The 12,781-nt window shown below is 38.7% G+C and carries 15 protein-coding genes and 1 other RNA gene; 11 read left to right on the plus strand and 5 right to left on the minus strand.

Features of this window, described 5'->3' with window-relative positions:
* The first annotated feature begins 6 nt into the window (after positions 1-6).
* Both QMN06_RS04885 and QMN06_RS04890 read left to right on the plus strand, forming a co-directional pair.
* A complete protein-coding gene (locus QMN06_RS04885) occupies positions 7-405 on the plus strand; it encodes a hypothetical protein (protein WP_281971417.1) in 399 nt (132 codons plus the stop codon).
* Positions 406-622: 217 nt separating this feature from the next.
* The gene (locus QMN06_RS04890; protein WP_281971418.1) at positions 623-2,521 is read left to right on the plus strand and encodes a response regulator; all 1,899 of its coding nucleotides are present in this window, start codon (positions 623-625) and stop codon (positions 2,519-2,521) included.
* 20 nt (positions 2,522-2,541) lie between these two features.
* Here QMN06_RS04890 and QMN06_RS04895 read toward each other — a convergent pair whose 3' ends face one another.
* Both QMN06_RS04895 and QMN06_RS04900 read right to left on the minus strand, forming a co-directional pair.
* A complete protein-coding gene (locus QMN06_RS04895) occupies positions 2,542-2,976 on the minus strand; it encodes a hypothetical protein (RefSeq protein ID WP_281971419.1) in 435 nt (144 codons plus the stop codon).
* An 84-nt stretch (positions 2,977-3,060) separates the two neighbouring features.
* A complete protein-coding gene (locus QMN06_RS04900; protein ID WP_281971420.1) occupies positions 3,061-3,366 on the minus strand; it encodes a hypothetical protein in 306 nt (101 codons plus the stop codon).
* A 164-nt stretch (positions 3,367-3,530) separates the two neighbouring features.
* Between QMN06_RS04900 and QMN06_RS04905 the strand changes: the two genes are divergently transcribed.
* The 6 genes from QMN06_RS04905 to QMN06_RS04930 all read left to right on the plus strand — a co-directional run bounded on the left by QMN06_RS04905 (position 3,531) and on the right by QMN06_RS04930 (position 8,843).
* Positions 3,531-3,800, plus strand: coding sequence for a DUF1778 domain-containing protein (locus QMN06_RS04905; protein ID WP_281971421.1), 270 nt, complete (start codon positions 3,531-3,533; stop codon positions 3,798-3,800).
* A 61-nt stretch (positions 3,801-3,861) separates the two neighbouring features.
* Positions 3,862-4,272: a GNAT family N-acetyltransferase gene (locus QMN06_RS04910; RefSeq protein WP_281971422.1), complete on the plus strand. Its 411-nt coding sequence runs from the start codon at positions 3,862-3,864 to the stop codon at positions 4,270-4,272.
* A 647-nt stretch (positions 4,273-4,919) separates the two neighbouring features.
* A complete protein-coding gene (locus QMN06_RS04915) occupies positions 4,920-5,828 on the plus strand; it encodes a MerR family transcriptional regulator (RefSeq protein ID WP_281971423.1) in 909 nt (302 codons plus the stop codon).
* Between the two features lie 62 nt (positions 5,829-5,890).
* Complete coding sequence (locus tag QMN06_RS04920) at positions 5,891-7,222, plus strand: VWA domain-containing protein (protein WP_281971424.1); 1,332 nt, start codon at positions 5,891-5,893, stop codon at positions 7,220-7,222.
* Between the two features lie 120 nt (positions 7,223-7,342).
* Positions 7,343-8,302 carry an HIT domain-containing protein gene (locus QMN06_RS04925; protein ID WP_281971425.1) on the plus strand — a complete coding sequence of 320 codons (960 nt, stop codon included), beginning with the start codon at positions 7,343-7,345 and terminating at the stop codon, positions 8,300-8,302.
* A gap of 313 nt (positions 8,303-8,615) precedes the next feature.
* Positions 8,616-8,843: a DNA repair protein gene (locus tag QMN06_RS04930; RefSeq protein ID WP_281971426.1), complete on the plus strand. Its 228-nt coding sequence runs from the start codon at positions 8,616-8,618 to the stop codon at positions 8,841-8,843.
* Positions 8,844-8,879: 36 nt separating this feature from the next.
* Here the strand turns inward: QMN06_RS04930 and QMN06_RS04935 are convergent, their stop codons facing one another.
* Positions 8,880-9,356, minus strand: coding sequence for a glutathione peroxidase (locus QMN06_RS04935; RefSeq protein ID WP_281971427.1), 477 nt, complete (start codon positions 9,354-9,356; stop codon positions 8,880-8,882).
* Between the two features lie 36 nt (positions 9,357-9,392).
* Positions 9,393-9,713 (minus strand): hypothetical protein, encoded by a 321-nt coding sequence (locus tag QMN06_RS04940; protein WP_281971428.1) that lies wholly within the window; start codon positions 9,711-9,713, stop codon positions 9,393-9,395.
* Positions 9,714-9,795: 82 nt separating this feature from the next.
* Between QMN06_RS04940 and QMN06_RS04945 the strand changes: the two genes are divergently transcribed.
* Together QMN06_RS04945 and QMN06_RS04950 are read left to right on the plus strand one after the other, a co-directional pair.
* Entirely contained in the window at positions 9,796-10,626 is an 831-nt protein-coding gene (locus QMN06_RS04945) for an SDR family oxidoreductase (RefSeq protein ID WP_281971429.1), read from the plus strand.
* A gap of 27 nt (positions 10,627-10,653) precedes the next feature.
* The gene (locus QMN06_RS04950; protein ID WP_281971430.1) at positions 10,654-10,833 is read left to right on the plus strand and encodes a DUF5522 domain-containing protein; all 180 of its coding nucleotides are present in this window, start codon (positions 10,654-10,656) and stop codon (positions 10,831-10,833) included.
* Positions 10,834-10,909: 76 nt separating this feature from the next.
* On the opposite strand, the gene ffs is transcribed toward QMN06_RS04950, so the two are convergent.
* An RNA gene (gene ffs, locus QMN06_RS04955) (signal recognition particle sRNA small type) lies at positions 10,910-11,007 on the minus strand.
* Between the two features lie 39 nt (positions 11,008-11,046).
* On the opposite strand from ffs, the gene dnaX reads away from it, so the two are divergent.
* A complete protein-coding gene (dnaX, locus tag QMN06_RS04960) occupies positions 11,047-12,774 on the plus strand; it encodes a DNA polymerase III subunit gamma/tau (RefSeq protein ID WP_281971431.1) in 1,728 nt (575 codons plus the stop codon).
* Positions 12,775-12,781: the final 7 nt, after the last annotated feature.

Raw genomic sequence — 12,781 nt, forward strand, 5'->3', positions numbered from 1 at the left:
AAAAATATGTTATCGAAGTTTAATGAATTAGGTTTTGCAGAAAAATTCTTTATCGGATTTGTTGCTGTTGGTTTAGCCACGACTTTTTATGATCAGTTTTCTCAAAGCAGTAAACAATCTGGGATTCAGTCAGCCCAAGAGAAGTGTTTGAAAGAAGCCGAAGAATTAAAAGCAAACGCTATGCCACATGAAGTATGGAAAAAAGTACCTCCCGTATGTGATCCAGAAGCGATTAGTAAATTAGAGCAAAAAACATCTACTCAAAAGGCGATCCTAGAAATGACAGACGAACAAAAATCCAACAAATCATTCCCATCCATTATTTGGTTTATCTTAATTGGTTTGATACCTACCATCGTGCGCGTGATTAGACGTCAGATGGGTAAGATCGATAAGAACGGTTAAACATCATCTGCAGTAACACAAGAGTGCTATTGGGATACCTACCAATAGCATTTTTTTTCTATTTTTTTAACTTTTAAGTGATTTTATTTACAAGGAAAAAACTATTCATAAGAGCAGACTACAGATGCTTTTACTTAAACGATTAAACAATTAACTATAATAATTTAAATCTTTTTAATAATTATCAAGTTCCTTTATATGGTGCGTTAACGTACATATGTTATCGAATAATGGAGAACTCCAGTTTGCCGCGACCAGTCTTTTTCCGGTCATGCTTATTATTAACTTGATTTACGGCATTATTTTTTGGGGATTATTTAGAAAAGACAACCTGAAAGAAGTGGACTTTTGGATTAAGGGATGTTTTTACTTCTCCATAGGCATATTACTGGCTTCAACTAGAGCCCTTATTCCTCTATTTTTAGGTTATGCCATCGGTAATTTTTTAATTTTCTATTCTCACCTCATGTGTTTTCGATCGATGCAATACATGGCTTGTGGATCAAATAAAAAAAACGACATGATGAAGCTATTCTGTGTTTTTTATGGATTAGGCTTTATCTACCTCAAAACTTGCCACGACGATCCAAATCTGATTGCCTTATATGTCGGGGTTTCTAACTGCATGTTTCATTCATGGATTTTTGTCAAACTTTTTAGAATACGCAAGCACATTCCTAATTTATTTGCCGAGTTAATTGCTTATTGTTATTTGACTACATTGTTAATTTGGGTAATCCGAGTCTTTTCAGCTCAGTATTATAGTTTTGGAGAGTCACTCGACCCAGGCTTTATTAATTGGTTTACCATGTTACTCTTGACGATGATCTTTGTGATCAAGCATGCTTTCTTTTTTGGATTGCAGCTAATCCGAAAAAATAATCAACTTGATGAAATCACCCGATTATCTTCTGAAAAAGATGACTTAATGTCTCAATTAGAGGCAGAAAAAAATGTTGCCGAAAAAGCGAATTTAACCAAAAGCCAGTTTTTAGCGAATGTTTCGCATGAAATCCGCACGCCTTTACATGGTTTAATTGGAATGTTATCGATTGTCTTACGATCCCCCATGTCAGAGGAAATTAAAAAGTCACTAGATAAGGCTTTGTATTCCTCAAAAGCCTTGCTGTATGTTTTAAACGATATCTTATCTTTCGCCAAAATTGAAGCGGGTAAGATTGAAGCCAATATAGAGCCATTTCGATTGAAGCATCTGTTTGATGACGTTTCTGATTTGTTTTTGATTTCTGCAACTGATAAAAAAATCGAATTACGCTTTGATCTTGACCCTAAGATCCCTGAAGTGCTCATGGGTGATTTCTTTAAATTGCGCCAGGTATTATTCAATTTGATAGGTAATTCGATTAAGTTTACACGCCATGGCTCGATTGACGTACATGCTCGTTTAGAAAAGATTGAGGATCAAAAGGTAATCTTAACCATCAGCGTGAAAGATACTGGCGTCGGTATTTCTTCTGAATCCATGGAGGAGATATTTCAACCATTTCGACAATTGGATAACACAAATACACGGAATTATGACGGTGTCGGATTGGGCTTGTCGATTGTCCAGAGTATTTTAAACACCATGAACTCCCCGCTCAATATCAAAAGCCAACCAGGTGTTGGGACCGAAGCGTCCTTTGAATTATGTTTAGAGATTCCGTCCAAACTTCAATCAGATTCCATCAACTTAAAACCAAACCCTCAGGACCCTGGTTTGATTCTGATTGCTAAAGATATGTTGGTAGGAAAACGCATATTAGTTGCTGAAGATAACCCAATTAATGTGGAAGTAATTCGACATTATTTAGAATTTATGAAGATCGATGCTGATTTTGTTTTGGATGGTAATGAATGTCTTGAGGCGATTGAAAAAAATTCCTATGATCTAGTTTTGATGGATATCCAAATGCCTAATATTGATGGCATACAAACGACATCCCAGATTAGATCAAATGAAAAGTTCAAGGACCTTCCTATTGTTGGACTCAGTGCTGCAATAGCCGCTGAAGATCGTGAAAAGAGTTTAAGAAGTGGGATGAATGATTATTTGGTTAAGCCATTTGAGATAAATGAATTAGCTGAAATCATCCAGAAATATCTTAACCGATAAGCTTATCTGCAGTGAGATCATCAAAGAGTAAGCATTTTCAAATGTATGAAAATTGCCATAGAAGCTCTAGGTGATTCTTCCCAATATAATTTTTCTTGTGCCTGATTTTTTTGAATCAGTACTTGTAGCTCGTCCACAAATTGACGCCAGGTAATCTCTCGGTTAGTTAATTGCAGTCGTAAGACTTTACGATTTTTGTTATATTCATTCATCAGCTCCACATACCCTGCAGATTGATAATCGGTATAGATCGAAATAGTAACCTGATCACGTTGCTTTTGTAGAACCTCAAACCATTCAAGACCCTCTACCTCATCTTGACTGGCGTACTCATGGATTCCTAATGCGGGATCAGAGCGATACTCAACAATTTTTTTAAAGAGATGATCAATCTTAGGGCTTTGAGCATAAAGTTTTTGATAATAATCATTCACTTTAGTAAGTTCTTTGCGCATTGAGACTTGCTTACTGGATTGGGCAAGTCCTAGAATAGAAATTGAAAGAAGTAAGCAGCTGATGAAGTATTTCATGAGGAGTGATTATTTCTGTTTGGACGGGGTATAACCAATGCGGTTGCCGTTGTTGTCAAAAATATTAGTAACACCTTGATCAGTCTTTGTCTCATAACCAATTCGATTGCCATTGTTGTCATAGACACCATTCTTTGAATTGGTATTTAAAGGGGAATTTTGGTAATTGAGAGGTGAGTTGTTGAAGTTAAGAGGGGAGTTCTGATAATTGAGTTCAGAATTTTTATAGTTCATTGGAGAGTTATCCCAAGTGATGATTTGACTAAATGCTGGGCTAACGACAAAGACAACAAATAAAAGCCATATTTTTTTCATAGATCCTCCATTGATATAACTCCATCATGAAGGTCTTTAGGCTCATGAAATGAGCCTACTTAAATTAATTTTTTAACAGTTGGATATCAAAACAAATCAAAAAAAATCAATAAAATTTATTTTTTTACGGTATAATTACGGTAAAATTCTATTGGAATAATAATATGAAAAATACGCAACGTTTTGAAATGGTTCTGAACTCCTCTGATAAAAACGCAATTAGTCTTGCGGCAGAGTTGGCAGGTACCTCCATGGCTAACTTCGTAAGAAGTGCAGCTAAAGAAAAAGCGCGTCAAATGATTGATCAAGAAACGCGCCTATCCTTGAACGAAGATGATTTTACCAAGTTTGCAAAAGCTTTAAATGGTGGCTTCAAACCTAATAAAGCGTTAAAAAGAGCAATGGAAAAGGCAGGGAATTTAGAGATTGCTTGAAGACTTACCTTTAAACTCAAAAATCCATGACAGAAATTCATTTCGTTGTGGTGAACCTTTATTGGATCAATTTCTGCAAAAGGAAGCGGCTCAGTTAGAGAAACGGAATATTACCAAAACATTTGTATTGGTTGATCCTTCAAATCCCACAGTCATTGTAGGATTTTATTCTTTGAGTACTGCACAAGTCGACCATCAGGACTTTTCTGAGGGTTTAAAGAAGAAGCTTCCTCGCTATCCGATACCTTGTATTCGACTAGGGAGATTAGCTAGAAGCTTGGAATACCTTGGCGAGGGTATTGGAGAATTGCTCATCGGAAAAGCCTTACTTCGTTGTCAGGAGGTACAAAAAATAGTTGGAGCCAAGGCATTGATTGTTGATGCAAAAAATTCTCAAGCCCGCGATTTTTATATCGAGTATGGCTTTACACCGTTTGAATATGATGATCATCATCTGTTTTTGATTTTATAAAAATTTGTAAAGCTCCTCTATTAATATTGACCTTGAGGCTTCTACGTACGTCACTTTTTTAATTCTTAAAAAGTTAGATTTTGAACTTGAGTTGAGCAAAGATAACCCCAGCGTCCATGAATTGAGATACTTTGGGAATAATTGCAATGTTGATAGATATCCTATTTGTACCAACATTGAAGATGGGCATCAAAGCGATAAAAGGTCTTCCTTGGTTATATTCAGTGATCTGACCTAATTTTTAGCACCACAAACCCAAGTACCAAAGCTCATCCACCATCAACCAATCATGATCCAATGATAAGATAAGAATACTCTCTTTAACCGTGGTACTAAACTGACATCAGTTCAACTTTCTATCTATATTTACTTCTTGAAAAATCGATCTTGATTGCATGATTTTAAATAGACTTGGTTATCCGAAAGTTGAATTTAATCATTTTGTTAATAGTATTACTTCTTTTTAATGATTTTGCTACTTATTTAACTTTATTTGTTCCCCTGGGTCGCCCCATGATCCTCTCATCCAATAATCTTTCCTAAAGTAGCAAAAATACTTAAAACACCTATTGACACTGTCATTTATTGCTGTCAATATAACAGTTTATACTGTATTTAATGTGATTTATTCTTTTATAAAGGTAGGTATGGGATTTTTTATCCAAGATTATCAAGACTTTAGAGGCAATGTCCTTGATTTGTCAGATTTGGCAATCAAGTGCTCTAACTTCTTGGGTCTACCTGGTGAAACAGAAAAAATCAATGAACGCACCATTCGGTATTACGTGACCGAAGGTTTAGTTGATCGTCCCACAAGGATTGGTCGAGATGCGGAGTATGAGTACATCCATTTACTGCAGTTTTTAGCAAGTCGGTATTTAGTTGCATCGGGTTACCCTATGGCCAAGGTTGCCCCCTACATTGCCAGTCGTAACATCGATGAGTTAGAGAAGTTTGTGAGTCATCCCACAAAACCCAATTTAGCAGAATTACTCGTCGCTTCTTTTGCTAAAGGGAGTAACACTGGTTTGGAGAGTATCAATCAATCGAAGAGAGAAGTGCGATCCACTCAAAAATCTCCACGTTTGGAAAAGAATGACATTCGGTTTTCTGTAAAGTCTCAGTCGAGTATGTTGGATTTAACTGAAGATTTGAACGACTTATTTAGTAAAGTGCCGTCTGAGAACAAAATCTCTGCGAACTCAACTAAAAATGATGCCGATGAAAATTGTCAACGCGAAATTGCTCGTTTACAAAATCAGATGCAAAGGATGCAAGCACGTCTAGATGATGGCCTGCTGCAGATGAGCGAACGTATTGAAAAACAGTTTCAGAAACAGTTTCACCAAGTAGATGATTTACACCGAGTTATACAACAGCTCCATGAGCAATTCCAAGAAGAACGCAATCAGTGGCATCAAGAGCTCCACGAGCTCAAACAAATGATTCATGATCGACTTCCACCGATCGAGGCCGAACGAGCGCCAGCACCCGAGCGAGCGCAAGCCTCAAACGTAACACCCGAAGTGCCCCCGCAAAGCTCCAAAAACACATAAAACCATCGCTGTAATTGCTGTACCAACATTCAACTGAATCCTTTTTAGAAAGAGAGATCACTATGTTTGACCCTATTGCTTTAGAAGTACTCTTAACGCCACGTAAAAAAGTGCTCGTGGATGCCCCCAATCAAAACCTCGACGTGATGTTACGACTGCGCGCCCATGAAACTTCAGGTCAGGAAATCAAAAAAACACCACTCGCTATTTCGATTGTGATTGACCGATCTGGCTCCATGGATGGCGGTAAATTAGACCAAGCCAAACGTTCTGCGTTAGATATTATTCACCGTTTGCAAGACCACGATTTAGTCAGTGTTATTTCTTACGACAATACTGTGGAAGTACATTTAGAACTTATGCCAGTGCCATCGGCCCGAATCTTAATCGAGCATCATTTATGGGGTCTGCATCCAAGAGGGGGAACTAATCTGCATGCGGGATGGTTAAAAGGTGCTGAGATTTTAGCCCCAGAATCTAATGGTGATCATCTGTGCCGCGTGATATTGCTCTCTGACGGTCAAGCCAATACTGGAATTGTTTGTTTAGATCGCATTTGTGATCAAGTGACTGAACTTGCACGTGTGGGGATTTCTACAACGACGGTAGGTATTGGACTCGATTTCAATGAAGAGCTTATGACCGCGATGGCTAATGCCGGACAAGGTAATGCTTGGTATGGTGAGCGTGTGGAAGATCTTCAAGAATCCTTTGATTCAGAAATGAGTTATTTATCACAACTGGTGTTTAAAGAAGTTGAAGTGATTGCGCATTACGCAGGTCGTCAATTGAAGATGAGAAATGACTATCTATCCATCAAGAAAAATACCTGGAGAATCTCAGGTATCGCCTTAGGCTCAGAAAAGTGGGTAGCATTTTCTATGCCAATGCGTGAAGTGATCGATATTCAGCACGATGGTTCGATTCTTGAAATTGAACTCGTAGTAACTGATAGCCATAATCGTCGTCATAATCTCTTTGCGAAATTACTCGATATGCCGGTGGTGAGTACCCAAGCGTATCTTGAAGCACCAGAAGATGAACTCGTTGCAAGGCGGTTTCAAGAAGTGGAGATGGCAGATATCCAACGAGAAGCAAGAAACTTGGTACGAGATGGTGATTGGGAACGAGTGGAGCGCATGATCATTGAACTCGAAGAGCGTTCTCGTAATAATCCATGGGTACAAGAGAGTGTGAAGTATCTGCGCAAACTAATGGAGGATAAAGATCGAGCCCGTTTGGAAAAAGAATTAGTCTATGCCTCTCGCTCCATGAAAAATCGCTCTTCTGGACTAGAGGATAATGTTCGGTTTAGTATCAGTGAGGAATCAATCAAGCCAGCATTCTTGAGGAAGAAAACTTCACAGGGTAGAAATTCCGATTCACAAAGTTAACCCCTGTAAATTCAAGAGGATTTAATACTTTTTACATTCTTGGTATATATTTAAGTAATATCAAATATATACCAAATGACCTACGAACAACTCCTTCAATTCATAACAAAAGATATGTCAATGTCTCATATCTATCAACCGGTGATGCTGATTGAATTGTTAAGGAATAAAGGAATAGCCTCTGTTGAAGAAATTGCTCAGGCCATCCTTAATCGAGACCCATCTCAAGTCGAATATTACTCCCAGATTGTCAAAAAAATGGTGGGAGATGTTTTAACTAATAAGAGAAAAATCACAAGCAAAGATAAAGATATTTATTCGCTAAGAGGAATTGAATCCCTTTCAGATATAGAGATTGAAGAATTAATTTCTTTATGTGAGCAAAAGATAATTGATTATGAAGTTAAGCGAGAAGGTGCGCAGTGGGATCATCGTAGACGCACAAGAAGTCCGGTATCTGGTTCAATTCGATATGAGGTTTTAAAAAGAGCAAATAGTAGATGTGAATTGTGTGGAATATCTAATGAACTTAAAAATTTAGAAGTGGATCACATCACGCCAAAAAGTCTTGGGGGCAAAGATGATATTGCAAATTACCAAGCTCTTTGTTATACATGTAATGCTCAAAAGAAAAATAATGACGATACAGATTTTCGTCAATTAAACGTTAAGTATCAGGAGAGGCATGTGGGTTGTTTATTTTGTGATGTTCAAACCATTGATCGTGGTCGTATTGTTGAGGAAAACGAATTAGCATTTGTCGTGCGTGATGCTTTTCCAGTCACAGAGCTTCATTCACTGTTTATCCCCAAACGACATGTCTTAGATTACTTTGGAGTGTCTCAACCCGAAGTTAATGCCATCCATGCTTTGTTGCATACTCAAAAAGATCTCTTACTGAAACTAGATCCTACGATTGATGGATTTAATATTGGGATGAACTGTGGGCAAACAGCAGGTCAATCCGTATGGCACTGCCATGTCCATTTAATCCCCCGCAGAAAAGGTGATGTTGAATACCCCAAAGGTGGAGTCAGACATGTCATTCCATATAAAGGCAACTACGAGGATCTACGATAATCATTTAATAGTCTAATCAAGAACATTTGATTAAAGACTTACTCTCAAATGAAATTCATAAAATGGTGGAATTGATATTCAGATCATTGAACATGAAGGATTGTTGATTGATTAATTAATTAAGATACTTTTTTACTATCCATATTAAAAAATTCTTAAACATCGCCTGTTTTTTATAAGGTTAATGATTTAGATATCCTAAGAGCATCTACTAAAATAATCGATTTAATTGAAAGTGAGTTTTTAAATTAGATAAGGTAAGTATCTGCGATGTTGTAGATCATTGAATTGAAAATAGATTGATTGAAAAGTGATGGAAAAATATCTGACTTATAAAGGTTTTGAAGGTATTGCCGAAATCTCCTTAGAGCAAAAGCTCTTTAGGGGAAAGATTTTGTTTATTGAGGATTTGGTTACCTACCAAACGCTTAATCCTGAGGAATTAGAAAAAGCTTTTCATGAAGCTGTGGATGATTATTTAAAAACATGTCAAGAGCTTGGAAGAGAGCCTTTAAAGGGTGCTTTTAATCAACGTGTTTAACAGCCTCATTCCATCACATCACTCAACCCAATTGAATCAGCCTAATAAATTTTTAATATCGCTAGCGATCGCACTAGGCTTAGTGGTTGAGTCATACCTTTTGACAGGAACACCATCACGACCAATTAAAAATTTCGTGAAATTCCACTTAATGGAAGTAGTACCTAATAGTCCAGGTAGTGCTGTCTTCAGAAATTCATAAACAGGATGCGTGTCTGAACCGTTCACATCAATTTTTTCGAAAACTGGAAAAGTGACTGAATAGTTCTTCTCACAAAAGTTTTGGATTTGTTCAGATGTACCAGGCTCCTGTCCACCAAATTGATTACACGGAAAAGCTAGGATTTCTAATCCCTTAGGCTGAAGCTCTTCATAGAGGGCTTGTAATTCTTTATATTGCCCAGTAAATCCACAATTACTTGCGACATTGACGACGAGCAAGACTTTGTCATTGTAGTTTTGGAGATTTTCTGAAGTTCCGTTAATACGCTTGATTTCTATATTAGGTAGCATCTTGTTCTCAATAGTGAAGTGATTGAAGGTAATAGACTAGGAAGTGATTTTTTTGCCATCATCAAGGCAACTCTTAAAAGCCTTGACCTTTAATTCTCCCAGAAACTCAGGGGGTTTACTTGTCTTCTTGAGCTCATTTTTTTGCTCATCGGACGTATTCTTTTGGATATATTCCGTCTCACATGAGCAATAGGCCGCGAAGTCTTTGGCACTGAGTGGACGCTTGCTTAAGCCTTTATGCTCGCTTAATTGTTGTTGGACGCAAGTTTTCTGTAATTGAACCGAGAGTTCTTCAGCTTGTAGTTGAGCCGCAAAGAATAGAGCAATTAAAGATAGGATTTTTGATGTTTTAGGCATGGCTCAAGAAGATTTGTGAGTATTCATGCATACTTTAACTTAATTATATAAAAGGGGTATCCTCCCTACTTAAAAAACTATTATGAAAAACGTTTTCATCACTGGGACTACATCGGGCATTGGCTATGAGACAGCGATTAGCTTGGCTCAACAAAACTGTAATTTATTTTTGGCGAATCGTTCAGAAGATAAAACAAAAGAGCTCATCCAGCATGTAAGTCAAGTCGCTCCCCAATCGAAAGTACGATATATCCGTCTGGAGCTTGATGATCTCCAGTCTGTGAGACATGCAGCGCAAGAGTTTTTGTCATTTCAAGAACCACTAGATATCCTGATTAATAATGCAGGCGTATTAGGTAAAAAAGGTTTGACGAAAGACGGCTATGAGATAGCCTTTGGCACCAATCACTTAGGACATTTTTTACTGACCCATCTGTTGAGGCCGATGATCGCCAGCACTCCCAATTCTAGAATCATCAATGTAGCGAGTAATGCCCACCGGTCAGCCAACTTTACAAATTGGGATGCGATGAGAACCAAGACTTCCTCTTTTTCGGCATTTTCCGAATATGGGTTTTCCAAACTGGCGAACATTTGGCATATTAAAGAACTAGTCACACTTCCTGAATATCAGAATATCACTGCTTATAGTTTGCATCCTGGGGTAATCAAGACGGGTATTTGGCGTCATATGCCTCAACCATTGAATCTGTTAACTTCGATTCCTGTTCTTAAAAACCCGAAAGAGGGGGCTCAGACAACACTCTTTTGTGCTTTAACAAATGAGACATTTCCGAATGGTCAATATTTTTCAGATTGCAAACCAGCAGCATTATCACCCCTTGCACAAAATACACAATTACAAAAAGAGCTGTGGGACTATAGTATGGAAGCTATCGGATCCTATTTATAAAAGATCCAATCTCAATCAAATACCAACATGCAAAGTATTGAAGAACTTCATCGTCAGGCTTGTGAAAACGGTCAAGAAACCTATATTGATCCAGAATCTGGCTTCATGGTTTTAACGAGTCAAGCCCACCTGAATCGTGGCACATGCTGTGGTAATCGGTGCCGTCATTGCCCGTATGAATATATCAATGTGCCTCCGGGTAATTAATTCACCCAATACGTTAACTGATACAAATAGCTATCTAAATTAGTAATATCAATTGAAACAATCACTTGGAGTGAAAAGAGACGAGCCTTACCCCCGGCACTACTGGGAAATGGGTTTGGCTGCTTCGTTCCCGACCTGACCAGGTTGCCATGCCAATATGCGGGGAGGCCCGTCTCTTACTATTGTACTCTGATGATTGTTAGAATATAACTTATGTCTGATATCTCTTTATTTGAATCCTCTGAATTACCCACTCCTGGCTTAGCTTTAGCCAGAAAATGGCGTCCTCGTAACTTTGCTACTCTCATCGGTCAAGACCATGTTGTCCAAGCCCTGAGCCATGCACTCGATCAAAATCGCTTACACCATGCATGGTTATTCACCGGTACGAGAGGCGTCGGTAAAACTACGATTTCGCGAATCCTGGCAAAGTCCCTTAACTGTACAGGGACGATCGATAATCCCATCACACAACCTACCTCAACCCCCTGTGGACAATGTGCCGCTTGTACCGAGATTGATGCTGGTAGATTTGTGGATTATGTTGAGATGGACGCGGCCAGTAATCGCGGAATCAATGACATGATTTCCTTACTCGAAAAAGCAGTCTATGGACCAACGAGTGGCAGATTTAAAGTCTTCATGATTGATGAGGTGCACATGCTCACCAATCAAGCGTTTAATTCGATGTTAAAAACACTGGAAGAGCCGCCACCGCATATGAAGTTTATTTTGGCGACGACCGATCCACAAAAAATACCCGTTACTGTTCTGTCCCGTTGCTTGCAATTTAACCTCAAGCAAATGCCTTCTACCTTGATCGTGAATCATCTCAAAACCGTTTTATCTGCCGAGCAGATTGAGATTCATGAAGGGGCACTGCGCATCATTGCCAAATCGGCAAGAGGTTCGATGCGTGATGCGTTGTCACTTACCGATCAAGCGATTGCGTATTCGTCTTCAAATATGACAGAAGAAGCCGTCAGAAACATGCTCGGCTCATTAGATGATCGTTATCTCATTCGCATGGTGGATGCTCTTGCAAGTAAAAATGGCAAAGACTTAATTGATGTCAGTTCTGAGATGGGACTGATGAGTATTTCTTTTACGACAGCATTGCAGGATTTGGCTTCTTTATTGCAAAAAATTGCGATGGCACAAGTCATTCCAGAATCTGTTCTAGAAGAATGGCCTGAGGCACAGGATATTGTGCGTTTAGCGAGCTTGATCTCCAAAGAAGAAGTACAGCTGTTCTATCAGATTGCCATTACCAGTCGTGCTGATTTACTTTTAGCCCCAGAAGAAGAGACTGGTTTCATGATGACCTTGCTCAGAATGTTGGCATTTATGCCAGACGATGGTCAGAGCAATAGTTTATCAACACCTTCAGCGCCAAGGTCTCCTGCGCCACCAGCCCCACAAGGATTGAATAAACCCAAGGTACCGGCTGTACCAGTCAAACCATCACCAAGCATAGCACCACCTGCAACACCTTCCGCAAATACAGTAAGCACGACCACTCCACCATCAGCAGGAGCGCGATCACTCCAAGAGTTATCGCCCGAGTCATGGCGTGATATCGTCAATCAATTAGCGCTGAAAGGTTTTGAAGGGCAGTTTGCTTTGCAAACTGCCTTGATTTCTTATCAAGATAAATCAGGCACGATTTTTATCAAACTGGCAACTGATTTACCGCAACTTGCTACGCCATCATCGATTCAGCTATTAGCAGATGCATTGCAAAGGTATTTCAACATACCGTTTAAAATTACCATTGAAAAAAGTACTGAAGTGGTGACTGTGGCGCACTTAGAAGCAAAAGATCAAGCGATTGCTAAAACCGAATTAGAAAAGACGGTTTCCGTAGATCCCTTTTTAGAGCAACTCAAACAAGAGATTGGTGTTACTGTCATTGAAGGGTCGATACGACCATTGTCATAATTTGTGA

The sequence above is a fragment of the Polynucleobacter sp. SHI8 genome (assembly GCF_027944005.1).
Taxonomy (GTDB): Bacteria; Pseudomonadota; Gammaproteobacteria; order Burkholderiales; family Burkholderiaceae; genus Polynucleobacter.